Source organism: Streptomyces sp. UNOB3_S3 (assembly GCF_020740895.1).
Taxonomy (GTDB): Bacteria; Actinomycetota; Actinomycetes; order Streptomycetales; family Streptomycetaceae; genus Streptomyces.
This window is the reverse complement of the sequence record NZ_JAILXP010000060.1, coordinates 1-25,811: the sequence shown is the minus strand read 5'-3', so window position 1 is coordinate 25,811 and position 25,811 is coordinate 1. Positions and strand designations below refer to the sequence as shown.

The 25,811-nt window shown below is 71.8% G+C and carries 20 protein-coding genes and 1 tRNA gene; 8 read left to right on the top strand and 13 right to left on the bottom strand.

What is annotated here, in order from left to right; genetic code table 11:
- Positions 1-1,062 (top strand): GTPase-associated protein 1-related protein (locus K6I33_RS09485; protein ID WP_240016331.1); only part of this gene is annotated, 1,062 nt, incomplete at its 5' end.
- 60 nt (positions 1,063-1,122) lie between these two features.
- Here K6I33_RS09485 and fdhD read toward each other — a convergent pair.
- Together fdhD and K6I33_RS09475 are read right to left on the bottom strand one after the other, a co-directional pair.
- On the bottom strand, positions 1,123-1,953 hold the full coding sequence (fdhD, locus tag K6I33_RS09480) for a formate dehydrogenase accessory sulfurtransferase FdhD (RefSeq protein ID WP_229349832.1): 831 nt from the start codon (positions 1,951-1,953) through the stop codon (positions 1,123-1,125).
- Between the two features lie 52 nt (positions 1,954-2,005).
- A complete protein-coding gene (locus K6I33_RS09475) occupies positions 2,006-3,367 on the bottom strand; it encodes a DUF2254 domain-containing protein (RefSeq protein WP_229349830.1) in 1,362 nt (453 codons plus the stop codon).
- A 106-nt stretch (positions 3,368-3,473) separates the two neighbouring features.
- On the opposite strand from K6I33_RS09475, the gene K6I33_RS09470 reads away from it, so the two are divergent.
- Positions 3,474-3,558, top strand: a tRNA-Leu gene (locus tag K6I33_RS09470).
- Positions 3,559-3,778: 220 nt separating this feature from the next.
- On the opposite strand, the gene K6I33_RS09465 is transcribed toward K6I33_RS09470, so the two are convergent.
- Genes K6I33_RS09465 through K6I33_RS09455 form a run of 3 tightly spaced genes read right to left on the bottom strand, consistent with a single transcriptional unit; the run spans position 3,779 to position 7,067 of the window.
- Positions 3,779-5,245 (bottom strand): hypothetical protein, encoded by a 1,467-nt coding sequence (locus K6I33_RS09465; protein ID WP_229349828.1) that lies wholly within the window; start codon positions 5,243-5,245, stop codon positions 3,779-3,781.
- On the bottom strand, positions 5,245-6,594 hold the full coding sequence (locus K6I33_RS09460) for a ParA family protein (RefSeq protein WP_229349826.1): 1,350 nt from the start codon (positions 6,592-6,594) through the stop codon (positions 5,245-5,247). Before K6I33_RS09460 ends, K6I33_RS09465 begins: the two co-directional genes overlap by 1 nt.
- Positions 6,591-7,067 (bottom strand): hypothetical protein, encoded by a 477-nt coding sequence (locus tag K6I33_RS09455; protein ID WP_229349824.1) that lies wholly within the window; start codon positions 7,065-7,067, stop codon positions 6,591-6,593. The genes K6I33_RS09460 and K6I33_RS09455 overlap by 4 nt, the downstream gene beginning before the upstream one ends.
- A gap of 195 nt (positions 7,068-7,262) precedes the next feature.
- On the opposite strand from K6I33_RS09455, the gene K6I33_RS09450 reads away from it, so the two are divergent.
- Both K6I33_RS09450 and K6I33_RS09445 read left to right on the top strand, forming a co-directional pair.
- Positions 7,263-9,656 carry an excinuclease ABC subunit UvrA gene (locus K6I33_RS09450; protein WP_229349822.1) on the top strand — a complete coding sequence of 798 codons (2,394 nt, stop codon included), beginning with the start codon at positions 7,263-7,265 and terminating at the stop codon, positions 9,654-9,656.
- A 56-nt stretch (positions 9,657-9,712) separates the two neighbouring features.
- A complete protein-coding gene (locus K6I33_RS09445) occupies positions 9,713-11,335 on the top strand; it encodes an FAD-dependent monooxygenase (RefSeq protein ID WP_229349820.1) in 1,623 nt (540 codons plus the stop codon).
- Between the two features lie 45 nt (positions 11,336-11,380).
- Here K6I33_RS09445 and K6I33_RS09440 read toward each other — a convergent pair whose 3' ends face one another.
- From K6I33_RS09440 to K6I33_RS09420, 5 genes are all read right to left on the bottom strand, one after another.
- The gene (locus K6I33_RS09440) at positions 11,381-11,743 is read right to left on the bottom strand and encodes a hypothetical protein (protein WP_229349818.1); all 363 of its coding nucleotides are present in this window, start codon (positions 11,741-11,743) and stop codon (positions 11,381-11,383) included.
- 7 nt (positions 11,744-11,750) lie between these two features.
- Positions 11,751-12,119: a hypothetical protein gene (locus tag K6I33_RS09435; protein ID WP_229349816.1), complete on the bottom strand. Its 369-nt coding sequence runs from the start codon at positions 12,117-12,119 to the stop codon at positions 11,751-11,753.
- A gap of 63 nt (positions 12,120-12,182) precedes the next feature.
- The gene (locus tag K6I33_RS09430; RefSeq protein ID WP_229349814.1) at positions 12,183-12,542 is read right to left on the bottom strand and encodes a hypothetical protein; all 360 of its coding nucleotides are present in this window, start codon (positions 12,540-12,542) and stop codon (positions 12,183-12,185) included.
- A 20-nt stretch (positions 12,543-12,562) separates the two neighbouring features.
- Complete coding sequence (locus K6I33_RS09425) at positions 12,563-12,928, bottom strand: hypothetical protein (protein WP_229349812.1); 366 nt, start codon at positions 12,926-12,928, stop codon at positions 12,563-12,565.
- Positions 12,919-13,278 carry a hypothetical protein gene (locus tag K6I33_RS09420; protein WP_229349809.1) on the bottom strand — a complete coding sequence of 120 codons (360 nt, stop codon included), beginning with the start codon at positions 13,276-13,278 and terminating at the stop codon, positions 12,919-12,921. Before K6I33_RS09420 ends, K6I33_RS09425 begins: the two co-directional genes overlap by 10 nt.
- Positions 13,279-13,452: 174 nt before the next feature.
- Here K6I33_RS09420 and K6I33_RS09415 point away from each other — a divergent pair, with 174 nt between their 5' ends.
- The 3 genes from K6I33_RS09415 to K6I33_RS09405 all read left to right on the top strand — a co-directional run bounded on the left by K6I33_RS09415 (position 13,453) and on the right by K6I33_RS09405 (position 18,352).
- A complete protein-coding gene (locus K6I33_RS09415) occupies positions 13,453-15,027 on the top strand; it encodes a helix-turn-helix domain-containing protein (RefSeq protein ID WP_308297101.1) in 1,575 nt (524 codons plus the stop codon).
- A 169-nt stretch (positions 15,028-15,196) separates the two neighbouring features.
- Positions 15,197-16,648 (top strand): MFS transporter, encoded by a 1,452-nt coding sequence (locus tag K6I33_RS09410; protein WP_229349807.1) that lies wholly within the window; start codon positions 15,197-15,199, stop codon positions 16,646-16,648.
- A 120-nt stretch (positions 16,649-16,768) separates the two neighbouring features.
- On the top strand, positions 16,769-18,352 hold the full coding sequence (locus K6I33_RS09405; RefSeq protein WP_229349805.1) for an FAD-dependent oxidoreductase: 1,584 nt from the start codon (positions 16,769-16,771) through the stop codon (positions 18,350-18,352).
- 55 nt (positions 18,353-18,407) lie between these two features.
- Here the strand turns inward: K6I33_RS09405 and K6I33_RS09400 are convergent, their stop codons facing one another.
- From K6I33_RS09400 to K6I33_RS09390, 3 genes are read right to left on the bottom strand one after another with little or no spacing between them, the layout of a single operon-like run.
- Complete coding sequence (locus K6I33_RS09400; protein ID WP_229349803.1) at positions 18,408-19,604, bottom strand: cytochrome P450; 1,197 nt, start codon at positions 19,602-19,604, stop codon at positions 18,408-18,410.
- Entirely contained in the window at positions 19,601-22,918 is a 3,318-nt protein-coding gene (locus K6I33_RS09395; protein ID WP_229349801.1) for a ferritin-like domain-containing protein, read from the bottom strand. The genes K6I33_RS09400 and K6I33_RS09395 overlap by 4 nt, the downstream gene beginning before the upstream one ends.
- Complete coding sequence (locus K6I33_RS09390) at positions 22,918-24,441, bottom strand: FAD-dependent oxidoreductase (RefSeq protein WP_229349799.1); 1,524 nt, start codon at positions 24,439-24,441, stop codon at positions 22,918-22,920. The genes K6I33_RS09395 and K6I33_RS09390 overlap by 1 nt, the downstream gene beginning before the upstream one ends.
- Before the next feature lie 385 nt (positions 24,442-24,826).
- On the opposite strand from K6I33_RS09390, the gene K6I33_RS09385 reads away from it, so the two are divergent.
- Positions 24,827-25,753, top strand: a complete 927-nt coding sequence (locus K6I33_RS09385; protein WP_374283908.1) for a DMT family transporter — start codon at positions 24,827-24,829, stop codon at positions 25,751-25,753.
- Positions 25,754-25,811 lie beyond the last annotated feature (58 nt).

The following is a 25,811-nucleotide window of genomic DNA, read 5'->3' as shown; positions in this document are numbered from 1 at the left end:
CCCCTCACCCGCCTCCTCGCCTCCGAGCTCCCCCGCGCCGACCTCGCCGGGCGCCCCCACCTCCGGATGGCCGCCGCCATGCCGATGTCCGCGCTGCGCCGGTCCGAGAACGCCACGCGAGAGAACACAGGGCACGACGACGATGCGCCGGGCCAGTACGACGCCGGCGACGTCGACGACCCCACCGACCAGTACACCGACGTCCACGCCGACTACGAGGACCGCCCGGCCCTGCTGCACGCCCTGGTGAAGACCGCCGGGCCCGAGCACCAGGACACACCGTCCGTCCTGCGCACGGCCTACCGCCTGGTCTGGGGCGAGGAACCGCTCGGAACCCTGGAGGCCGTCGTCCTGCTGGAGGGCATCGCGCCGGGCGCCGTCCACGCCGCCGGCCTGGACGAGCCCTTCGTCCGGGCGGCGCTCACCGGCACCCCCGACGACCCCGTGGCACCCCGCCTGGCCAAGACCCTCCTCCAGAGCGTCCTCGGCGACGGCACCGAGCTCCCGCCGCGCGAGCACGCCGCCCTGCTCCTCCTCGAACAGGCCGGGGATCTCGCCGCCGGCGCCGCCAAGCCAGGGTGCGCCGCGCGCGTGGTGACCCTGCGCGGGCAGGCCGAGCCGCTGGAGGCCGGCATCGAGGAGCGGCTCGGCGACGTCCTCGCCCGCCACCTGCTGTGCATGGACCCGCCCCCGGCCCCCGGCGAACTGCCCGACCTCGTCCACGCCGAGGACGAATACCTGCTGCACGCCTACGCCCGCGAGGCGCAGGGCGACGAGGTGCGCGACCTGCTGCGCCGCACCCCCACCTACGCCGCCGTCTGCTTCGTCGCCTGGCACACCGCCGCCGACGTCAGCCCGGTCTGGGACGAGATCCGCGCCGAGCTGCTCAACTCGGTGCTGCGGCCCGAGGTGCGCCGGATGTCCACCGAGGACGTCGAGGAGATCCGCCGCTGTCTGCGGCAGGTCGGCGGTCCGTGGGCGGAGATGTTCCACGAGTGGGACCGCTTCGGGGTGCTGGGCAGGCTCAGCGGCCGCTGGCGGGCCCGCCCGCCCCGCGCCTGACGGATCCCCCGCGCCTAGCGGAGCGCCACGCGCCCCGGCGGAGCACTAGCACTACGCGCCTCACAGCGTGACGCGCTCCTCCCCGGCGTAGATGTTCATCGACGAGCCCCGAAGGAACCCGATCAGCGTCATCCCCGTCTCCGCCGCCAGGTCGACGGCCAGCGACGACGGCGCCGAGACCGCCGCCAGGACCGGGATCCCGGCCATGACGGCCTTCTGTGCCAGCTCGAACGAGGCGCGCCCGGACACCATCAGCACGCTCCCGGCCAGCGGCAGCAGCCCCTGGCGCAGCGCGGCGCCCACGAGCTTGTCGACGGCGTTGTGCCGGCCCACGTCCTCGCGGACGTCCAGGAGCTCGCCGCCGGGCGAGAAGAGGGCCGCCGCGTGCAGCCCGCCCGTGCGGTCGAAGACGCGCTGCGCCTCGCGCAGCCGCTCGGGGAGCGCGAAGAGCAGCTCCGGCGTGAGCCGCAGCGGTGCCGGGCCGTCGGTGACCGGCCAGCGGGCGGTGGTGCGCACCGCGTCCAGACTGGCCTTGCCGCACAGGCCGCAGGAGGAGGTGGTGTAGACGTTGCGTTCGAGGGCGATGTCGGGCACGGGGACGCCGGGGGCGAGCCGGACGTCCACGACGTTGTAGGTGTTGCCGCCGTCGGCGGTCGCCCCGGCGCAGTAGACGATGTTCGCCAGCTCGTCCGCACGGCCCAGGACGCCCTCGCTGACGAGGAAGCCGGCGGCGAGGTCGAAGTCGTCGCCCGGGGTGCGCATGGTGATGGCCAGCGGTTTGCCGTTCAGCCGGATCTCCAGCGGCTCCTCCGCGACCAGGGTGTCCGGGCGGGTGTTCACGGCCCCGTCGCGGACCCGTACCACGCGGCGGCGTGCGGTCACCCGTCCCAAATCGATCAGCCCCCACGGTCGCGGCGATGTCCGGCAGTCCTGGGCAACGCTCTCACGCGTCGCCGGGCGCCGACCTGCCGACCCCCTGCCGGTCGGGCCGCAGCGCGAACGCCCGGTCCGCCGATTCCCGCACCGAGCGCTCCACGGCGTGGATCAGGAGCGTACGGTGCCGCTCCAGCGGCGTCCGCCGGTCCTCGGGGGCCAGCAGCCGCAGATCGTCGAGGGAGGCCATGAGACGCCGGGTGACCTGCGGACTGTTGATGGCGCAGCCGCGGATCTCCGCGAAACCGAGGTCCACGAGGTCCGTCCACCCCGGCAGGTCCTGCACCAGCCGCACCCGGCCCCGGCGGTCGCGGTGGTGGAGCGTCCCCAGCGGCCGCCCGGCGACGGCCGCCAGGAACTGGGTGATCCGGTCCAGGCAGGCGACGGCGGTCGTCGGGTCGTTGACGGCGGGGGACAGGGCCCGCTGGGCGATGTCCGAGAGCTGCCGCAGCCCGAACCCCAGGTCCTGGTGGAACGTGCGCTCCACCCCGACCGACACCGTGTACCGCAGCGCCCGCGCGGGCGGCGGCGCACCCCCGTGCACGGTCAGCACCGGCGTCCCGGGCACCACGAAGTCCCCGATGCGCGGGATCAGCCGCAGCACCACCCCGTGCCGCCGCGCCACCCGCACCAGCCGGGCGATGTGCACGTCCCGCAGCACCCCAGCCGGCCCCCGGTGCACCACCTCGCCGCCGCTCGCCGGCAGCTCCGGCCGCTCTGCCACCGCCACCGCGTGCCGGTCGATCACCCGGAACGACTCCCGGATGATCCGGTCGATGACATGGCTCACCCGCATCAGCCGCAGCGTGGAGTTCACATACGCGATGAACAGCGCCAGGCTCAGCAGCACCAGCACCCCGCACATCGAGGCGGAGATCACCGGCACCGTGGTGATCGTCCGGGGATCGTCCCCGGACTCGTACGCCGCCTGCACCATCAGCGCGAACAGGAACGTCGCCAGGAACACCGTGAACGTGCACTTGGTGATCCGGCTGCGCACGTACAGCCGCACGACGCGCGGCGTCATCTGGCCGCTGGCCATCTGGAGGGCGACCAGCGAGATCGAGAAGACCACACCGATGAAGGTCAGCATCGCCGAGCCCACCGTCGTGATGATCGTCTTCAGGTCGTCGGCGACCGCGATCAGCGACGCGATGTCGTCATACGCCTCCTGCTCCCGCAGGGCCCGCACCAGCAGCCCGTCCAGCTCCAGCACCCCCAGGGCGAGCAGGACGGCCCCCACCAGCCCCATCGTCGGCGCGAACCAGAACGTGTCCCGCAGATGCTCCCGCAACGGCGACAACGGCCGCGGCCGCCACCGGGGAGCGCCACCGGCCGCGAGGAAGCGGGGAGGATGTTCCGGATTGCCCATGTACGGACCCTATGCTCCGGACGAAATCCCTGGTGAAAGGCACTCCGAATCCTTGATAGAGTTATCCATGTCGCCGCGGGGAACGCCCCGCAGAGACACACACCTGGTCCGGGTGGCGGAATGGCAGACGCGCTAGCTTGAGGTGCTAGTGCCCTTTATCGGGCGTGGGGGTTCAAGTCCCCCCTCGGACACAGCGAAGAACCCCAGCTCAGCTGGGGTTCTTCTGTTTGCCGGGCTGTGGCGTGACCAGCCACGTGACCAACAGCCGAGCGATCTCCTTGATCGGACCAGGGGATGTGGCACTTTGGCATCGACTCCCCGTTCAGGCACACCGGCTCGCTCCGCCCGCCCTGCCGAGTCCCGCCTGGTCAGCGGAATCCCGGGCAGGGAGATGGAGCGAGGTGAGGCGGCTCAGGACTGTACCTTCGGCACGCCTCCCTTGCGCCCGATGGAGAACGCGATTCGGTACACGTCCGGCAGGTCGATCCGGCCGTCCTTGCGCCGACGCATCACGCCGAGGGCGATCAGCTCGTCGATCAGGCGCAAGTGATCGTCCGGGTATCGCGGCCCCGTCCGGATCTCCGCACCGCTGCCTGCAGCACTAGCGCGGGCCGACTCACGCTGGAGCTGCGTGGTGAGGTCCGCGTCGGCCCACCGCTCCAGCAAGAGATTCTGGTCGATCGGGACCTGCTGGCCGTTCAAGGGAGCGATGGCCGTATGCACCCACGGCATGTCTTCTCGGATTTCACCGACGCGCGTACGCGATGCGGACTGCACGCCACGTCGGATTCCCTCGTGGTGGATGGCGTACGGGTGCGCCGCGTAGTCGCCACGCGTCTCGTTGACCGCCATCCCCAGAGCATTGAGGAAGCTACGCGGGCTGACCTGCTCGACTCCGTCCATGAGGTGGTTCGGCAACCAGGTGTACGTGATGCCCTTGCGGAAGTTCGCTCCCATATAAGCCCCCGCCAGTCGGCTGAACATATCCGCCTGAGTGCCTTGATCACCCAATAGTGCTGGGGGCAGCAGGTGTCGACCGTGCGTGTGCCCGGTCCAGCCGTCCTGCAGCGACCGGAAGCGCTCCGCACCCTCGCTGTCGTGGTTACCGAGGTAGTGGAAGAAGAGGCCGTAGAGGTTGGTCGTGCTCCATTTCAGGCTGGCGGCATTGGCCGTCAGCTTCGAGGCATCCGGGAAGTGCAGCAGTGCGCCGTCGAACATGTCAGGCCGGATAAAGATCTTGCAGCGGATGTTCCTTGTCCCCAGGCGCATCTCCAGGGCGAGTTGCAGGATGCCGGCCACCAGACGGTCGGCCTGGCCACGGTCCCGGTGCAAATGTTCCAGGGCGTCGAAGAGGATAAGGTGTGTGGCCTTTTCGGCTTGGGCTCGACGATCAGCCTCGGCGATAGTCAGGTCGCGTTCTTCGGGGTGCGCACGGACCCATTGGATGCGTTCTGGCCACTGCATGGGCTGCTGAATCTCGGGCTGGCCGAGCGCCACAAGCAGCACAGTGTTCCACAGGTCGTACGGGGTCACTCCGGCATCCAGCAGGCTGCGCAGCAGGTTTGGGCTCGGGTAGAGCTGAGGCACAATTTTTGTGCCGTAGCCAGGATGAACCTTAAGGTGCCGGAGCCGGTCGATGCGGTACTCCTCGGCAGAGACCTCGCGCAGTTGGTCATCCAGGAGTGTCCTGTACCAGAAGGTCTTACCCACCCCGCGGCCGCCGCGGACGACGGTCGTGTCCATGTGGAGCGCCAACCGATGGCTGTCCGGGGTAAAGAGGTTGGAGAGCGAGGGTTCGACCGTGTCCGCATCCTGAGCATCCGGGAGCGCCGAAGTCAACAGGTCGCGGTACTCCTCGGCTCCAAGGGGGGCAGTCATCACGGTCCTTCGATCATGAGGCGGGTGGTGGTGTCCAGGAAGGAATCGTACGCAGTTTGAACAAACGAGCGGTCATCCCAGCCGGATGTCGCGGCGGTATCAAGGCCGACGAGTTCCAGGGTGAACAAGATGGGGATTGGCGCGTGTGGCGCCGAATCATCCTCGGGACTGGGGTTGAATCCTGAGGCGTCGTCGCCGACAAGGTCGTCGTAAAGGACGGAGAAACAGGACCAGGCATGGTCGCGGAAGGCCTCCAGGTACTGTTCCTTGGGGCGGTCCGTCGAATCCGGAACCATCGAGGCAACCATTCGCAGCTTCTCCCGGATCGCAGGCGCCTGCCCCGAAGAGCGCCACGCCGTGAAGAGGTCGCGGTAGCCCTCCCACGTCTGCCGGTTATCGCTGCCGAAGAGGAGTGCCAGGTCGCAGAGGCGAGACAGTGCGACGGCCGCAATGTCGTGGATTCCGGCACGGCTGTCGATGATCACGACATCTGGGCGTCGACTCTCCCTTGCGACGGCCTCTTCGCAGGCGCTGACGGCTGCCTCCAGCCGGTCCGCGAAATCGGAAAGGCCCTGGGCTGGCACGTCGGCGTAGACGCGGTTGAGCTTCTCGACGTAGGCGTACTCGGTTCCGGGGACCCCTTGCCCACGGGCCGGCGCGACCCATAGTTCACCATTGCCCTTGACGTGGGCATGGGTGGCCTGTGCCACAAGGTCCAAGTCCTCGTCGTTCCCCAGAGCGGACTCCACGAGCTGGTCGACGATTCCGTACCGGGGAAGCTGATCCTCGGCGACCAGCAGTGGGCCTGAGCCAGGTGACTCCAGGTCCAAGTCCGCGACGAGTACGCAATGCCCCAGGTCGGCGAGGTGCTTGGCCAGCATAAAGGTAGCTGTGGAGCGGCCTACACCCCCCTTGATCCCGTAGACGGCGGTGCGTGCCGTACGAACCCCGTCGGCTTCCGTGGCCGGGGTGCTGACCTTGGCCCAGTCCTCACCCACGACAGTGTTGTCGAGCAAATGGATGCGCCCCTTCCCGGGGCCGGGGCTGTAGCCGATCAGGGCAGAGACCCTTGGCGAGCCGAAGAAGGACTCGGGTTGGAAGAGGCCGGAGGCGAAGAGCACGGGCCGGTCGGTCGCATATTTGCCGAGGATGGTCGTGAGCCGTTCCCGCCAACCCTCGGCTTTGCTCACGTCGACTGCGCTCGCGCGGTCGTCCACGAGTAGGGAGAACCTGCCCAAGATGTCCCTGACGAGCAGAACATCGACCCCCGAGGCTGCCACGTCGCGGGCGATGGCCTCCGCGAGCGGCCGTGCTTGGTCGAAACGGACCGGATCGGTCGGGAAGGTCACGTGAGTACTCCGGCGATGAGTGCCTGCTGATGCAGGCTGAGAATCTGTTGGGTCGCCGCCCTGCGACTGCGGACCTCGGTCTCGGTGACAGTCGTCCCATCAAGGTAGCGATCGTCCACGGACCAGGTGTCGAACGGCTCCGAGGCTGCGAGGACACCGGACAGTATGCTTCCGCCCCGTCCATGCAACAGGAGTGCCACGTCGGACCACAGGTCTGGAAGATGGCCGAAGTACTGGGGCTTGCCCGCCGCATCGGGCGCCCAGGGCTTTACACTCGGATGCTTGCCAGGCTTGGTCGGATTCATCGATACCTGGGTGTATCGAAGGATCACACTCTTCAGCGCACACTCCACGGCGAAGCCGAAGTGATGGTCTGCGTTGGGCAGTCGGCCGTCGTCGTGGAGATAGGCCGCGTCGTCATGATGGCGTATCGCAGCGCTCGCGTAATGGTCTTCCACCGAGGTCTGGGGCACGGCCAGATCCTATTCGGGCCTCGGGCGCAATGCTTCAGTCCATCATGCCTCATTCCATCCCAGATAGGGATGAAAGTGGCCAGTATTCAGGCGAAGGGCTCAAGTCCCCCCTCGGACACAGCGAAGAACCCCAGCTCAGCTGGGGTTCTTCTGTTTTCCTGGTACGGACCGGACCGCCGACGGACGGAGACCCCGATGGCCAGGGCCAAGAGGACGGACACGCGGGCGTCCGTGCCGCACATCGCCGACAGTCATGATCTGATCCGGGTGCACGGGGCGCGGGAGAACAATCTCAAGGACGTCGGCATCGAGATCCCCAAGCGCCGGCTGACCGTGTTCACCGGTGTCTCCGGGTCGGGGAAGAGCTCGCTGGTGTTCGACACGATCGCCGCGGAGTCGCAGCGGCTGATCAATGAGACCTACAGCGCCTTCGTCCAGGGCTTCATGCCCACCCCGGCGCGGCCCGAGGTCGATGTCCTCGACGGGCTGACGACCGTGATCAGCGTCGATCAGCAGCGGATGGGCGGGGATCCTCGTTCCACGGTCGGTACCGCCACCGATGCCAACGCGATGCTGCGGATCCTCTTCAGCCGGCTCGGGAAGCCGCACATCGGGCCGCCCAGCGCGTATGCCTTCAATGTCCCCTCGGTCCGGGCGAGCGGGGCGATCACGGTGGAGCGCGGTGCCCGGAAGGCGGTGAAGGCGACGTTCAGCCGCACCGGGGGGATGTGTGCGCGCTGCGAGGGCCGGGGGGCGGTCACCGATCTGGATCTCGGCCAGCTCTACGACGACTCCAAGTCGCTCTCCGAGGGCGCGCTCACCGTCCCCGGGTACAAGGCGGGCGGCTGGAACCACCGGTTGTACAGCGAGTCGGGGTTCTACGACCCGGACAAGCCGATCCGGAAGTTCACCAAGCGGGAGCTGCACGACTTCCTCCACCGCGAGCCGACCAGAATGAAGATCGCGGGCATCAACATGACCTACGAAGGTCTGATCCCGCGGATCCAGAAGTCGATGCTGGCCAAGGACCGGGAAGGGATGCAGCCGCACATCCGTGAGTTCGTGGACCGGGCGGTCACCTTCACCACCTGCCCCGAGTGCGACGGCACCCGGCTCGGTGAGGGGGCCCGGTCGTCGAAGGTCGCGGGGATCAGCATCGCCGACGCGTGCGCGATGCAGATCAGCGACCTGGCCGAATGGGCGCGCGGCCTCGACGAGCCGTCGGTGGGGCCGCTGCTGGACAGGCTTCAGCACAGCCTCGACTCGTTCTCGGAGATCGGCCTCGGCTATCTCGCGCTCGACCGGCCCGCGGGCACCCTGTCGGGCGGCGAGGCGCAGCGCGTGAAGATGATCCGCCACCTCGGTTCGTCGCTCACCGACGTCACCTACGTCTTCGACGAGCCCACCACGGGTCTCCACCCCCATGACATCCAGCGGATGAACGACCTGCTGCTGCGGCTGCGGGACAAGGGCAACACGGTCCTCGTCGTCGAGCACGAGCCGGAGACCATCGCGATCGCCGACCACGTCGTCGACCTCGGCCCCGGCGCCGGTACGGAGGGCGGCACCGTCTGCTTCGAGGGCACCGTCGAGGGGCTGCGGGCCGGCGGCACCATCACCGGCCGGCATCTCGACGACCGGACCGTCCTGAAGGAGGTGGTGCGGAAGCCTACGGGCACGTTGCCGATTCGTGGTGCCACCGCGCACAATCTGCGCGGCGTCGACGTCGACATCCCGCTCGGGGTGCTCGTCGCCGTCACCGGCGTCGCGGGCTCCGGCAAGAGCTCGCTCGTGCACGGGTCGATCCCCGCCGACGAAGGTGTCGTGTCCGTCGACCAGACGCCGATCCGCGGCTCGCGGCGGAGCAACCCGGCCACGTACACCGGGCTGCTCGACCCGATCCGCAAGGCGTTCGCGAAGGCCAACGGCGTCAAGCCCGCCCTGTTCAGCGCCAACTCCGAGGGCGCCTGCCCCACCTGCAACGGCGCCGGCGTCGTCTACACCGACCTGGCCATGATGGCGGGCGTCGCCACCACCTGCGAGGACTGCGAGGGGAAGCGGTTCCAGGCATCCGTCCTGGAGCACCACCTCGGCGGTCGCGACATCAGCGAGGTGCTCGCGATGCCGGTGACCGAGGCCGAGGAGTTCTTCGGCGAGGGCGGCGGCGAGGCGCGCACACCCGCCGCGCACCGGATCCTCGAACGGATGGCCGACGTCGGGCTCGGCTACCTCAGCCTCGGCCAGCCGCTGACCACGTTGTCCGGCGGTGAGCGGCAGCGGTTGAAGCTGGCCACCCACATGGCCGACAAGGGCGGCGTCTACATCCTCGACGAGCCGACCACCGGCCTCCACCTCGCCGACGTCGAACAACTGCTCGGCCTGCTCGACCGGCTCGTCGACTCCGGCAAGTCCGTCATCGTCGTCGAGCACCACCAGGCGGTCATGGCGCACGCCGACTGGATCATCGATCTCGGTCCCGGCGCCGGTCACGACGGCGGCCGGATCGTCTTCGAGGGCACCCCCGCCGACCTCGTCGCCGCCCGCGCCACCCTCACCGGCGAGCACCTCGCGGCCTACGTCGGCGGCTGACAGCGGCAGCGTAAGCCAGCATTGCGGTCGGCCGCAGGGTGGGGGAGATTGCTGTCATGGCGTACGACGACGTACCGGTACTGATCGTCGGCGGTGGGCCGGTCGGGCTCACCGCCCGGGCGCTCCTGGAGCGCTGGGGCGTACGGACCCTGCTCGTCGAGAAGCGCGGCGAGCTGTCGGCCTTCCCCCGCTCCCGGCTGGTCAACGTGCGCTCCATGGAGATCTTCCGCGGGCTCGGGCTCGCCGGCACGATCGCGGCCGCCGCGTTCGCCCCGGAGTACGGCCGCGTCCGTTTCTGTGACACCCTCCACGACCGCGACTTCGCGACGGCGGCGATGGTCGGGGTCGACGCGCCGGTCCCTGAGAGCCCCGTGATCGGCGCGCTCACCTCGCAGGACCGGCTGGAACCCACCCTGATCGCCGCGGCGGACGCACCGGTGCGCTTCGGGACCGAGCTCGTCGGCCTGGACCCGATCGAGGACGAGGCCGAGGACGAGAACGAGGACGAGAACGAGGCGAGCGTCGTCGCCTCGCTCGTCGACCACCGCCGCGGTGCCGAGACCCGCGTCCGGGCCCGTTACGTCCTCGCCGCCGACGGCGCGAACTCCACCGTCCGGCGACTGCTGGGCATCGGCACCACCGGCCCCGGGGCGCTGGGGGACTTCACCACCGTCGTCTTCGACGCCGACCTCGCCCCCTGGTGCGCCCGGCGGCCCGCCGGGGTCTACTTCACCGCGCACGGGATGTTCGCCCCGCTCTATCCGGAAGGGGGCTGGGCCTGGTTCGTCCCCACCCCCGAGGACGCCGCGAACGCCGACTGGCCCGCCCTCGTCTCGCGCGCCCTGGGCCCCGGCGCCGGTGTACGGGCCGACGTGGCGCGGGTCCAGCACTGGGTGATGAACGCGTTCGTCGCCGAACGCTTCCGCCACGGCCGGATCCTGCTGGCCGGCGACGCCGCGCACGCGGTGCCCATCACGGGCGGCCTGGGCATGAACGCCGGTCTCTCCGACACCCACAACCTCTGCTGGAAACTGGCCGGGGTGCTCCACGGGTGGGCCGGGCCGGGGCTGTTGGAGACCTACGAGACGGAACGGCGACCCGTCGCCGACCGGACGCTCCACCAGGCCGTGGCCAACACCAGGCTCATGCTGGACGTCCAGAGCCGGCGCCGCGAACAGCTCCAGGCCGGCGAGGCGGCGCCGGACCGGGTCGAACTTCCCTGGTCGGAACGGTACTTCGCCCAGCTCGGCCTCCTCCTCGGCGTCACCTACCGCTCCGGAGCCGTCCTCGCCGACGGTGACGACGGTGACGACGGCCCCCCACCCGGGCCCGATCCGTCCGGCGACGGCACGGACTACGTCCCCACCACCGAGCCGGGCCATCGCCTGCCGCACCTCTGGCTCGCACCCGGCCGCTCCACGCTCGACGTCCTCGGCGAGTGGTTCACGATCCTCACCCCGGACCCCGCCCCCTGGGAGCGACAGGCGGCCGCCGGACCCTGGCCGTCGCGCGTCGAGCCCCTCCCCGACGAGCACACCGGCGCGTGCGGCCTCGGCCCGCGCGGAGCGCTGCTCGTCCGCCCCGACGGCCATATCGCCGCCCGCTGGCACGACGGCCCGCCGGACGGCTCCGCCCTCCGCCGCGCCCTCGCCGCCATCACGGGCTCGGTACCGCGATGACGGGCTCGGTACCGCGATGACGGCGAGGCGACGGCACGGCGCGGGTCAGTCGTCGCCGATGACGGTCCAGTCGTTGCCGTCCTGGTTGGCGGGGACGGCGGGGCTGGCGCTCCAGTTGACCTTGCCGGTGCAGCCCTTGCCCGAGTAGGCGTCGATGTAGATCTGGCCCTGCCACCACCAGCCGCGGAGCTTGTTGGCGGTGTTGGGGGTGTTGAAGCAGTGCTCGACGATCACGTCGTTCTGGTTGTGGCCGCGGACGTGTATCGAGTTCGCGATGTGCCTGTTGTCCTGGAACTCGATCTGCTGGCCGCTGGAGCCGGCGAACGCCGTGCCGCTCGCCAGCGCCACCCCCGCGATCCCGATCGTGGTCGTCGTGGTGACCTTGCGCAGAAGGTTTCGGGTGCTCATCGTCGCGTCAGCCCTTGATGTGGTCGCTGACGCCGTAGTAGTCGCTGCCCCACTGCGTGGGGATGTCGACGTTGCGGCTCCACGTGGCGGGGCCCTTGCAACCCTTGCTGCCGTAGGAGACGAGGGTGACCTTGCCCTTCCACCACCAGCCGGTGAGGGGGGTGTCGTAGGCCGGGGTGTCCCAGCAGCCCGCCGCGATCTGCCCGTTCTGGTTGGTGCCGTAGACCCAGACGGACTCGGCGATGTGGTTCTTGTCGAAGAACTCGATCTGCTGGCCGTTGGACCCGGCGGCCGCGGTGCCGGCCGCGCCGGCCACACCGGCGACGGCGAGGGCGAGCGCACCGGCGGTCTTGGCCATCCTGCTCTTGAGCTTCATGTCTGTGTGCTGTCCTTGTCTGTGACGAAGCTTTTGTGGTGGAGCCTGCGGAGGGGGGTACCGTCAGTCGGCGATGTAGAACCAGTCGCCGCTCTGGGACGTGGGGACCGTCGGCTGCCGGTCCGGCTGCCACAGCAGGTCGCCGCAGCCACCGTCGCCGTATCCCTTGACGGAGAGCCTGCCCTTCCACCACCAGCCGCCCAGGTCGGTGTCCCCGCCCTGGGCGACGGAGAAGCAGTGGGAGACGTACTGGCCGTTCTGGTTGAGGCCCGCGATCCGGACGGAGGCCACGCCCGCCCGGTCGTGGAAGGTGATCTGCTGGCCGTTGCTTCCGGCCCAGGCCGAGCCGGAGAAGCCGGCGACCGCGCCGGTGGCCAGGACGGTGGCGGTGAGGCCCTTGACGATCGTGTTCTTGATGGTCATCGGAAGTGGTTCTCCTTGGATCAGTCGGTGATCTCGTACCAGTCGCCAGGCTGCCGTGCCGGAATCTCGTGGATCCCCTGGAAGACGACCTCACCGCTGCACTGCGCGCCGGTGTAGTCGATGACCTCCACGTCGTCCTTCCACCACCAGCCGGTGAGCCGGGTGTCCGAGCCGGGCATCACGGGGAAGCAGTGGGAGACCCAGCTGCCGTTCTGGTTGTGGCCCACGAGCTTCACGGACCGGACGTCCCCCCGCCGGTCGATGAAGTGGACCTGCTGGCCGTTGCTCCCGGCGAAGGCCGCATCCGGCACGGTGCCGGCGAACGCGGCGGCGGTGAGCAGGCCGACGGCCGTGGCCCGGACCGCCCTGCCCGGCGTCAGTCCCATACGTCGTACCAGTCCGAGGGATGCGAGGCGGGCACGGTCAGGCCGAAGCCGTCCACGTGGGAGCCGGTGCAGCCCCAGCCGCCGTAGCGGCCGAATTCGACGTCGCCCTTCCACCACCAGCCGGCCAGGTAGTTCCCGGAGCCGGGGGTGTCGAAGCACTTGGTGACCCGGACGCCGTTCTGGTTGGTGCCGGTCACCTTCACGGACAGGGTGTGGTTGTCACGGGACTTGTGGTAGTTGATCTGCTGCCCGTTCGACCCGGCCCAAGCGGTGTCGCCGGTGGCGATGCCGCCGCCGACGGCGAGTGCGACGGCGCCCGCCGTCACCATCGCCTTTCTGGCCCAGCGCATGGTGATGTCCTGTTCTGAGAGGGGGGTGGGGTTTCCGTCGCAGAATCTATGGCGACGTCCCGGCCCGGCCCAGGTTCTCCCCGCACAGTGAAGCCGCCGTTCCGGTGCCGGAACGCACAGTGTCGGACGCCCCCGGTACGCTGCGGCCGGATCCACATCTACTGGGGGGTAGTCGTGCAGGTCGTGACACAGGGGACATCCACGCCGGACCGCCGGGCGCACCGGGCCGACGACGTACTGGCCATGCAACGGTCGGCCCACAGGGGCGGCACCCGGTCCGTGCTGAGCTGGCTGGCGGCGCGAACACGGGCGCGGGTGTTCCTCGTCGGCGTGGACGGGACGATCCTGGCCTCCTGCGGCACCGGTGCCGCCGAGGAGCGGAGGGCGGCCGAACTGGCCCGGCGCGGTACGAAGGAGCTCGTCTCCCGGGGCCTGGGCTCCCTCGTCGTCGACGACCGGGAGCACACGGGGCTGCTCTGCTCCCTGGACTGCGCACGACGGACCGCCGCCCCGGCCCTCGCCGCCGTCCTGCCCGGGCCCGTCCCCGAGGGCCTGCCGCAACTGCTCGCGGACGCCTCCTCGGCCCTGGGCATGTGCTGGCAGGCCGAGGACAACGAACGCCGGCGGAACCGGCTGGAGCTCGTCGAGGCCCACAACCGGGAGGCCGTTCTCCACCTGCTGATGAACGGTCAGGTCCCCGCCGCCCGTCAGATCGCCGGTGTCCTGCGGCCGGCCCTGCCCGACGTGCTGCGCTTCCTCGTCGTCGAGTCCCCGCCCCGCCTGCGCCCGGACCTGGCGCGCCGGTGCGCCGGGCTGATACGGGGGGCGTGGGTGGTGCCGTGCCCCGTCCACGCCGACCACCTCCTCGTTCTCGCCCCGGTCGCGCCCGGGGAGCCCGCCGAGGAGCCCCTGGCCCTCGCCGCGGCCGTCGCCCGGGAGACCGGCGGCCATCCGGTGGGCGTGAGCGAGGCCGTCCCCCTGCGGGAGACGGCCACCGCGTACGGGCAGGCCTTCCACGCGCTGGCCGCCGCGCGCGGCCGCGCCCGGCGGTACGCCACGTTCGCGTGCCGCCCCGATCCGGTCCTGGTGATCGGGCCGGCGCTGGCGGCCTGGGCGGAGCGGCTGCTCGCACCCCTGCGCGGGCACGCGCCCCGGCGCCCCCAGGACCCCGACGGCCGGGAGCTCGCGACCACGGCCGCCTCGTGGCTGGCCTTCTCCGCGCAGGCGACCGCCCACCTCAAGATCCACCGGAACACCCTGTCCGCCCGGCTCCGGCAGACCGGGCAGCTGCTCGCCCTCGACCTCGACCGGCTCGCCGACCAGTCGCTCCTGGCGCTCGCCCTCCGTGCGGAATGCCTCCCCGCGGCCTGCCGCCCGAAGTCTCGGGGGGAGGACGAGACGGCGTCGCTCCGTCTCGACGACCTCCTGACCCGCCCCGCCACCGTGGAGTGGGCCCACCGTCTGCTCCGGCCCGTACGAACGGCGCCGCCCGGCGCCGCCCTCGACCGCACGCTGGACGTCTGGCTGCGCAACGACGCCCGCCTCGGCCCCACGGCCACCGAGCTGGCGCTCTCGGCCACCGCCGTCCGCAAACGCCTCACCCGCGTCGAGGACCTCCTCGAACGTTCCCTGCTGCGTTCCCCCAGCGATCGCCACGAACTGTGGCTCGCCGCCCGCACCCTGGATCTCGCGGAAGCCGGGACCATGGCACCGGCCGGAACGACCGGTTCGGGCGGCATGTACCCTTAGAGCGCGGCCGGCTGCCCGCGGCCCCGAGGAAACCCCAGTTCATCTGGGGTTTTTCTATTTTTGGGGACACTTTGCGGCAGCCGGACCGGTCGTGGCCGAGGTCGCCCGTCCCCGCCGTCTGCCACACACTGGTCGCGGTCGAGCCTTGAACGAATTGGTACGCCGAAGCATGAACGTTTCTCACACTGATCACCCCACCGGGGCCCCGGCCGGCGAGGCCTGGGACCATCACCGCCCCGTGCGCGTGGGCGTGCTGGTCACCGCACTCCTGGCCGCCTGCGTCGCCTTCCAGCTCAACGCGAGCATGCTCAGCCCCGCGCTGAAGAGCATCGAGGACAGCCTCCACGCCAGCTCCGCGGAGATCGGCCTCACCCAGACGGCCTTCTTCACCTCGGCCGCGCTGTTCTCGCTGTTCCTGCCCCGGCTCGGCGACGTCATCGGACGGCGCAAGGTGCTGACGGGGATGCTGGCGCTGATGGCCGTCGGCTGTGTGGTCGCCGCGCTGGCCGAGAGCGTTCCCATGCTGTTCGTCGGCCGGCTCATCCAGGGCGCGTCCGGGCCCACCGTGCCGCTGTGCCTGATCATGCTGCGGATGGAGGTCAGCGAGCCCAAGCGCTACGGCACCCTGCTGGGCGTGATCACCGCTGTCAACGGCGGCATCGCCGGCGTCGACTCCCTGGCCGGCGGTTACCTCGCCGACAACCACGGCTTCCAGTCCGTCTTCTGGGCCATGGGCGTCGTGGCCGTCATCGCCGCCGTCCTCGTCGCCACCCTGACCCGCGAGACCAAGGTCCCCTCCGCGCACTCGATGGACTGGCCGGGCGTCTCCTTCCTCGTCGTCTCGGTCGGCGCGCTGCTCATCGCGCTCAACGAGGCCGGCAAGCTCGACGCGGCGAACTGGGGCCTGGTCGGCGGGCTCGTCGTGCTCTCCGCGATCGCCTTCGCCCTGTTCTGGCGGACCGAGGACCGCACCCGCCACCCGCTGGTCGCCACGCGCCACCTCAAGCAGCGCGGCACCTGGGCGACCCTGCTGACCACCGTGCTCACCATGACCGGCGTCTTCGCCGTCATGAACGGCCTGATCCCCGCGTTCGCCCAGGACGCCAAGGCCGGCCTCGGCATGAGCGCCGAGGCCTCCGCCTGGTGGACGCTGACGCCCTACGCCCTGGCGGGCCTGGCCATGGGCCCGGTCGCGGGCCGGCTGGCCGCCACCTTCGGCTACGGGCGGATCCTGCGCCTGGGCCTGGTCGGCGCCGCCGCCTCCGTCATCCTGATGATCTTCACCATCCCGGCCCACTCGCGCGTCATGCTGCTGGTGACCTCGATCCTCGTCGGCATCACCTACGCGGGCGTGGCCAACATCGTCCTCAACGGCCTGGGCATCGTGCTGTCGCCCAAGGAGAACCCGGGCTTCCTGCCCGGCCTGAACGCGGGCGCCTTCAACCTCGGCGCGGGCCTGAGCTTCGCGCTGCTCTACGCCGTCAAGACCGCGGCCATGCCCTCCGACCCGGCCTCGGCCGACGGCTATGTCACCAGCATGATCGCCGGCGTGGTCATCATGGCCGCCGCCCTCGGCACGTCCTTCCTGATCCCCAAGCCCGTGGAGGCGGAGGCGCACTGAGGCGCACCGGCGCCCGTACCGCGGTCGAACGGGCGCCCGAACGGGCCAATGCCCCCCGGGCGGCCCGTTGAAGCCTCCCCTCGCATCCCCGACGATGAAGGGTGAGCGATGGGGAGGCCCATGAGCCGCTTCTGCCGAGACGTCGTGATCATCGGGGCCGGGCCCACCGGGCTGGCCCTGGCCGTGGCCCTGCGCCAGTACGGGCTGGGCGTGACCGTCCTGGAGAAGGAACCCGGCACCAAACGCCAGGTGCGGGCCAGCGTCCTCTGGCAGCGGGCCCTGGAGGTCCTGCGCGACCTCGGCTGCGCGGACCGCTTCCTGGACCAGGGGCTGCCCCTGCGGCAGACGGTCTTCCACGTCCGGGGGCGGGAGGTCGGCCGGCACACCATGGGCGTGTCCGGGACGGCCTTCCCGCAGCCGCTGTCCATCGAGCAGATCGCCATCGAGGCGCTGCTGGCCGAGCGCCTCGGCGAGCTCGGCACCGAGGTCCGCTGGAACAGCGAAGCGGTCGCCGTGCGCCCCGGCGAACGCGCCGCCCAGGTGGACGTGCGCGGGCCCGACGGGACGGTGGAGACCCTTGACTGCCGCTGGGTCGTGGGCTGTGAGGGCGCGCACAGCCTGGTCCGCAGGACGCTGGGCCTCCTCTTCGAGGGCGAGCGCCGCACCGGCCTGCAGGCCGTGCAGATCAACGCCCGGCCCCGGTGGGCGTACCCCAACGCCTCCGACACCACGTACTTCTTCATCGAGCGGCGCGCGAGCCTCATCGTCGCGCCGCGCCCGGGCGGCGGATACCGCTTCTTCTGCTTCCGTGACGACCCCGACCCCGGGCACGTCGAGCCGCCCGACGTCGAGGAGATGCGCGAGCTGGTCGCCCGGGCCACGCACGACCCGGACGTCCGCCTGACACCCACCGAGCCCGAGTGGTTCAACCGGGCCCGCTTCCACGACCGCGTCGCCGCGACCTTCCGCGTGGGCCCGGCCCTCCTCGCCGGGGACAGCGCCCACCTGTGGGCCCCCGTCGGCGGGCGCGGGCTCAACACCGGGCTGCGCGGAGTCCACAACCTCGCCTGGAAGCTCGCCGCCGTCCACCAGGGACACGCCCGCGACACGCTGCTCGACACCTACACAACCGAGCAGCGCGCCATCGCCCAGGAAGTGATGCGGCAGATGCGGCACAACATCCTGGAGCTGCCGCCCTCCGCCCTCACCCTCACCGCGATGCGGCTCCTCGGCCCCGCCCTCCTCCGGAGCGAGACCTTCAACCGGCAGGGCCGCAACCTCCTCAGCGAGCTCTTCCGCCACCACCGCGCCGGCCCCCTCGCCACCGACCGGGGCGGCCGCGGCGCCCTGCGCGCCGGCGACCGGCTGCCCGACCTGCCCGTCACCGAGAGCGGGCGCCAGCGCAGGCTCCACGACCTGCTGTCCTACGACCGCTGGACGCTGCTGGTGGACGCGGCCGCCGGCACGGCGACCGGCACCGTGCCGGGTACGACCGACACGGCCGAACTGCGCCGGACCCTCGGCCGCTACGCGCTGCGGGCGGAGGTCTTCGGCATCCGGGCCGGGAAGGGTGTCGCGGAGGGGCCCGCGCCCGGCACGTTGTTGCTTGTCCGGCCGGACGGGCATATTGGGCTTCGCGCCCGGGCGGGTGACGCGCGGGCGCTTGATGCGTATCTGAACCGGTGGTTCAGCCGCCGGGACTGAGCGGTCTGGTCGGCCGCGGGCCGGTGGGGGCTTGTCGCGCAGTTCCCCGCGCCCCTTACGCTCCCGTCCGTACCATCATCCTCGCCGGGCCGTGGAAGATCAGGTCGTCCGCGTAGCGGACCGGTTCCGGCGCCGGGGCGAGGCCCGGGAGGCGGAGGAGCTCGGTCAGGCCTATCTCCGCCTCCGCCCGTGCCAGCGGCGCTCCCACGCAGTAGTGGATGCCCATGCCGAAACCGGTGTGCCGGAGCGCGTCGCGGCGGATGTCGAGCCGGTCGGCGCCGGGGAAGTGCCCGGCGTCCCGGTTGGCCGAGCCCAGTACCAGGACGACCTTCTCTCCCCGGCGCACGTCGTGGCCCGCGATCTCGTCGTCCTCCTTGGCCCACCGGCTGATCATCTGCACGGGCGGGTCGTAGCGCACCAGCTCCTCCACCGCGTCCGGCAGCAGCTCCGGGTCCGACCGCAGCGCCGCGAGCTGCTCCGGGTGGGCGAAGAGGGCCAGCAGCCCCTTGGCCACCAGGTTGGTGGTCGTCTCGTGGCCCGCCGTCAGCAGATGGATGCAGGTGCCCACCAGGACGTCGTCCCCCAGCGGAAGGCTCTCCTCGGCCGCCAGCATCGCCGCGATCAGGTCCGCCGCGTTGGGGCTGCGCCCCGCCCGCCGCCCGGCCAGCTCGGCCCGGAAGTACCCGGCGAGCTCCCGCGCGGCCGCCTCGGCCACGGCGAACCCGTCGGACCGGCGGGCCGCCCGGGAGCTGGTCGCCTGCTGGAGGTCCACGGCCCGTTCCCGGAACCAGGGCCGGTCCGCCCGTGGCACCCCCAGCAGTTCGCTGATCACCAGGATCGGGAAGGGCGCGGCGAAGCCCGCCACCAGATCGGCGGGGTCCGCCGTCGCGAGCTCCCCGGTGAGCTCGGCCGCCAGCCGCCGGATGCGGGGGCGCAGCGCCTCCACGATGCGGGGCGTGAAGCTCTTCGCGACCAGCGCCCGTACGCGGGTGTGCTCCGGCGGGTCCATGAAGACCAGCCAGTTGGTGACCGTGCGCCGCAGGTGCGGGCACTCCTCGGGCAGCGCGGCGGGCAGGGCGCCCCGGCCGTAGCGCCGGCTGGTGAGCACCCGGGCCACGTCGCTGTGGCGGAAGAGGTACCAGGTGTCGCCGGAGCGGTGGACGGGGTCGAGCTCCCGGTAGGGGCGGTAGGACGCGTAGGGGTCGGCCGGGTCGACGTCCTCCGGGCGGAAGGGGGGTATCGGTGCGCTCATGGGGTGTCTCCCTGGCGGCGGAAGAAGTCGGCGTGGAAGGCCGCCATCTCGGCGACCTGGGACGGCACCGGCTCGCATTTGCGGGCGGCCGCCGCGAGGTGGTCGAGGCGCAGCGCCAGCGAGCGGCGCGCCACGTCGGGCCGGGGGACGAACGCGGGCGGGTCGTCCAGCTCGAACGTCGGCCCGGCGGTCCGGCCGCGGCGGCCCGACTCCATCGTGACCAGCAGCTCCGCCAGCGGGCGCATCATGCCGGTCATCACGTCGATGGAGGCGTTCATCAGCTTCGAGCGGCGCAGGCTGCCGTCCGGGCTCTCGCCGAAGTGCTGGACCATCAGCTGGAGCATCACGTGGTACGAGCGGTTGAACAGCCGTGCCACGGCGCGCGCCTCCTCGTCGGTGATCGCGTCCTTCGCCGCGTCGCCCACGCCCAGCGTGGGGTTGCGCAGCACCGGGTAGGCCGGGCTCCAGGGCAGCAGCCGCCCGTACGGGCCGGGGACGCGCTCGGTGGTCAGGGCCTCGCCGATCCGCAGGAAGCTCTGGAAGTGCGAGGAGTCCGACGGCCCGGCGTCGCCGAGGGCGCCGCCCTCGCCCTGCTCGGTGATGAAGTCGACGGCGAACAGGGCGCTGGAGAGGTCGTCGACCTCCAACTGGTAGTCGGGGTGGGTGGTGTTGACCGATTCGCGCATGAACACGTGGTGTTCGCCGCCGCCGCGCCCCTTCTCGACGAGGAAGAGGTCCGGGACGCGCCGCAGCCCCTCCCGGATGCCCGCGTACAGCTCGCTCACCGAGCCCCAGGTGAAGCCGATCGGCCGGACGGACCCGGGCCGGGCGCCGTTCTCGCGGCGCACCTCGGGCGTGAGCCCGGCCGGCTGCTCGATGGCGATGTAGCGCTGGACGCTGCCGACGCTCAGCCCCTCCAGGGCGAAGTCCAGCGGGACGGGGAGTTCGGCGTTGAGCGTGCCGAAGTCGATGACCGGGACGTGGAAGGGCTCGCCCATGGCCGTGATGATGTTGTTGACCAGCAGGAAATGGATCATCTCCTCGCGGGCCACGTTCAGCAGGGTGCCCCGGATCCCGTCGTCGACGGTGGCACCGCCCTGCCCGCACGCGAGCTCCAGCTGCTCCGCCGTCCACCGGCCGCGCCGTACGTACTCCCGCCCGGCGCCGTGGGTGGGCACCGAGAACGCCGCGTAGAGGTACTGGAGCATCACCGCGAGCTCCAGCGCGGCGGCCTGCCTGAGGGCGGTCCACAGCTCGCCGCGCGTGGTGATCGCGGGCTCGGTCACGGGGATCGCCGGGGAGGTCAGCGGCGGGCGCGGCCGTTCCTGCTGGTTGCGCAGATAGGCCAGCAGGAGGCGGGCCTTGGGGTCGGTCAGGTCGCGGGTGGGCGGCATGTAGTACGTCTTCGCCTTGTTGCGCGGGTCGCACATCTGCCACGCCAGCTCGGCGTACGTCTCCACCTTGCAGCGGTCGGCGAGGCTGAAGACGTCGGAGCGCATGAAGGTGGAGATGTGCTCGTAGAACGCGAAGACCTCGTGGTGCAGCAGGGTGAAGTCGACGTCCTCGCGGGGGACGTCGTCCAGGTGCCAGTCGTCGGGCAGGACGCGGACGGACAGGGCGCCCGCGCCCGCCCAGTAGCCGAGGGCGTCCTCGTCGTCGTAGGCCGTCCAGGCGGAGCCCGCCGCCGTGGGGTCGGCGGCGGGCCGGTCGGCGGGGTCGGTGGTGAGCAGGACCCGGCAGGTGCCCGCCCGTTCGCCGCGCAGGGTGAGCAGGCCCCGGCCCCGCTCGTCGGTGTCCACGGCGCACTCGGCGGTGAAGTCGCCGTCCCCGCCGCGCATCCCCAGGTGGATCGCGTCTCCGCAGCGCGCCCCAGTGCCGCCCGCGACGGGGTCGGCGGGCAGGGCGCGCGGGTTGGAGTACTGGCGCGCGTGGACGGTCCCGGCGCTCGCCGGGCGGCCCCGGACGAATACGCGCAACGGGATCTCCACGGCGTGGTCGCGCCTCCGCGCCCGGTCGCGGTGGTGGAGGGTCACCAGGGCGTCGTCGCTCTGGACGTTGACCTCCCGCTCCGCGAGCAGCACCGTCGCCTCCCCGTCCCCGGTGGCGGCCCGGACCAGGCACAGGGCCTCGTCCGGGGCCGCCTCCCAGCCCGTCTCGGCGGGCACGGTGACGATGCCGGAGGTGAGCTCGCCGTCGTACGACCCGGCGGGCAGCCGGGCGAGGAGCCGGCCGGAGCCGGCCGAGCGCAGCTCCAGGTCGCCGGCGTCCAGCGGCGGGCCGAGCCGGTGCAGCGGGCCCGGACCGGCCTCGGGCGCCCGGCCGGTGAGCGGCACGGCGGAGATCATGTTGAACGCGGCCCGGCCGCGCCCGACCTCCACCGTCATGTGGTGGAGGGGGCCGCCCGCCCCCGGGAGGGGGGCGAGCAGCCGGCCGGCGGGGTAGCTGCGCAGCTCGTCGGCGTGCCAGGGCGCGATCGTCCCCCGCACCCGCCACAGCGCCGGCGTGTCCGGGACGAGCGGCGAGGTCACGTCGTCCAGCGCGAACTGGACGACGAGGCCGTCCGCCCCGCCCGTCACCGCCTCGCGCAGCGCGCGCACGGCGGGGGAGAGCCGGGCGTCCGGCAGCCAGCCCAGCCCGTCCGCGCCCTCCTCGGGCGTGACGACGAACTGGTGGACGGCGCAGTGGCCCAGCTCCCGGGCGAGCGCGTGCTCGCCCGGGTCGAGGATCCGGCGGAAGTCCACCCAGCGCGGCGGCTGGAAGCCCTCGACCGCGTTGCTGAGCATGTAGCCGTCGTCGTGCGAACGGCCCAGGCGCCCCAGGCCGAACCGGCCGATCATCAGGGCGGTGGTCCACCGGGAGGCCGGGTCCAGGTCGAAGACCCGGGCCCGGTTGACGGTCGTGCGCAGGTAGTCGTTGTAGTGGCCCCATACGTCGACGCTGCGGCCGACGACCGGGTCGTCGGTGGCCGGCGGGGCGCCGGCCGGCGCGCCCGGGCCCTCGACGGAGACGACCCGGGCGTCCAGCAGGAAGTGGCCGTTGCCGTCGAAGTGCCGCCCCTTGGCCGCGCTGAAGACGCCGGCCGCGAAGACGTCCGCCGTCGCCGGGCACGGACGCCCGGCGGCGTCGAAGTGCGGCCCGAGCGCTTGGAGGTGGTCGTGGTACTCGGCGGCCGGCCGGTCGGCCGGGAAGGGCCGGCCGTCGCCGGTCAGGGCCCGGTTGGCGGCCAGGTCGACGAGCCCGTTGCGCGGGCCGGTGGGCAGTTTCGTCGTCGCGGTGCCGGCGAAGTGCAGCCGGGGCAGGTCGAAGACGCTCATCACAGGGCTCCCGCGGGGTTGGCCCGGCCGGAGACGGCCGTGCGGCGGCGGTCGGTGGTGAAGTCCGTCACCTGTCCGACGGCCCGGAGCGCGGACTCGATCGATCCGTCGATCCAGGCGGGCGACGTCGAGCAGTGCTCGCCTGCGAAGAACAGCCGGTGCGCCGGGCGGCCCGCGCGCAGCAGCTCCTCCTCGACCTCGCCGGGGCTCTTGCCCCAGCGCACGGCGCAGCCGGCCTGCCAGCGCGAGTCCCCCCAGGCCACGCTCACGGCCTCCAGCACCATGCCGGGCGAGAGCAGCTCGGGGTGGGCCACGCTGAGCTCGTCCAGCACCAGGCGGTGCCGGCGGCAGGACGACATCCGGCCCAGCTTCCGGGCCTCGTCCCCGATGGTGTAGCTGGCCAGCAGGGCGGCGCCGCGCCCCGGTTCGCCGTCGACGGGCGGGTAGTAGGTCTGGCGGATGCGCCCCCCGGTGAAGGAGGCGCCGCCCTCGATACCGCTCTCCCGCCAGAACGGGGTGCGGCACAGGAAGGCGACCTTGGTGGCGGGGCAGTACTGCACGTCGCGCAGCACGGCCAGCTTGTCGGCGTCCAGGCCGTTCAGCCGCATCCGCCGGACGGCGGGGAACGGCACGGTGCACACGACGAGGTCCGAGCGCTTGACGGCCGTCCGGCCGCCCGCCTTGACCTGGAGCAGGACGCCGTCGTCGCGGACGTCGATGCCGGTGACCTTGTGGTCGAGGGCCACCGTGCCCCGCAGCCGGCTCGCCAGACGGCAGGTCAGCTGGTCCATGCCGCCGTGCAGCCGCAGCAGGTCGGGGCTGGTCTCGGTGAGGATGTCGTCGAGGAAGCTGTTGAGCCGTCCGCTGCATCCGGCGCGGATGCCCGGGTAGGCGGCGAAGAACGTGTGGAGGTCGACGCGGTCCCGTGCCGATCCGCGTATGTGCTCGGTGATGTCGAGGTGGTCGACCATGTCGAGCAGCTGGCGGTGGAGGTCGGCGCGGAGCGCCTCCCGCAGGTCCGGGGGCGCGATGGCGTCGACGATGGCGGTCAGCCAGGTGCCGAAGGCTATGGTGCCCGGCGTGTACCGGTGGTCCGGGCGGTGCCGGGTGAGCTCGGCGCGGAAGTGCTCGCGGAGCGGAAGGGCGGCGTCCCGGATGCGAAGGAAGCCGTTCCGGGTGTGCAGATAGGCGTTCTCCTCGGAGAGGAGCGTGGCGAACGTGCGGAGTTTGTCGTCCAGCCCCATCTTTCGAATGTATTCGAGAGTGTGGCGGTGATGGGCCGGAATGCGCATGGCGCCGAGCTCCACGGACGGTGCGCCGGGGCCCGGGCCGAACCGGTGGGTGAGAATGCGACCACCGATGCGGTTGTTTCCTTCGAGGACCTCGACGCGGTAGCCGAGGCGCTCCAGTTCGTAGGCGGTCACCAGACCGGCGACGCCGGCCCCGATGACGGTGACGTGGCGCCCGCGCTGTTCGAATTTATCGAATGCGTGGGCATGCCAAACCATGGAGTTCGCGGACATTGGTGGTTCCCCCCGTTAATGCCGTGCTTTCCCCGTTCGGGCACCCGTACAAATTTCATACGGAGTCGCCCGAACGCAATGGTATTTGAGGAGGCTCGAAATCTGGCAGCGGATTTTTTCCCGGCGTCGACGAAATCGTAGACGCGGTACGGCGAAATGCGGCAGGGGATCATCCGGAGATCCCATGGGCAATGCGCTCCCGCCACCGGACGTGATCGATACGGGCCCCACGGCGCCCGGCAACCCCTCGGATCATCCGCCCGTACTCCCAGCGGAGTACCGAAAAGCCCGTACTCAAGTACGACGACGCGGGCGCCCGGAACGGGCATCGTGGAGGCATGGAGCACGAGGTGACGGGGCGGAGAGCCGGGAGCGGGGGTGGCGCGTGAGCGCGCTCGCCCTCGCGGTGCTGCTGTCCCTGGTGTCCGCCGTCTGCTACGCCGGAGCGGCCATCGCCCAGGAACGCGTCGCCGCCACGAGCCCCGGCGGGGGGTACGCGCCGCTGCGGCGCGCCGGCTGGTGGGGCGCGGTGGCCCTCACCTGCCTCGGCGCCGGACTGCACGTGGTGGCCCTGGCCTACGGCCCGCTGAGCCTCGTTCAGCCGCTGGGGGCGCTGACGATCGTCTTCGCCCTGCCGATGGCCGCGCTGTTCGCCCGCCGCCCCGTCGGCGCGGCGGGCCGGCGCGGCGCGCTCCTCGCCACGGCGGGGCTGGCGGGGCTGCTGAGCCTCACCGGGACCCCGCACGGCGACACCCTCGCCCCCGCCGAACGCCCCCTGCTGGCGGCCGTGGCGCTCGCCGCCGTGGCCCTGGCGGCCCTCACCGCCCGCCGGCTGCGCCACCCCGGCGCCCGGGGCGTCCTGCTGGCCGCCGCCGCGGGCACGGCCTTCGGCATGGCGTCGGTCTTCACCAAGGCCGTCGCCGAGGACTTCACGGAACACGGCGCCCGCGTCCCCGCCCTGCTGCCGGGCCTCGGCGCGATCGCGGTGCTCGCCTCCGCCGGCATGCTGCTCTCCCAGTCCTCCTACCGGGGCGCGGGCCTCGCCGCCCCCCTGGCCACCGTCACGGTCGTCAACCCCGTCGTCGCCGCGGCCGTCGGCGTCGCCGAACTCGGCGAGGTCTTCCGCTACGGCGCCACGGGCGCGCTCCTCGCGGCCGCGGCGGGCGCGCTGGCCGCGACGGGCGTGGTCACCCTGACCGTCCAGGACGCGAAGCGTCCTGCGGACGGCCAGGCGGACGCCCTCCGCCTGCCCCACGCGCGCCGCCCCGAGCGCGGCCTGGTCCCAGCGGCCGCGGACCCGGACCCGCACTGACGGGGAGGGTGCCCCGGTCCCGCCCTTTCACCGTTTCCGAGGGGGCTCCGCCCCCTCG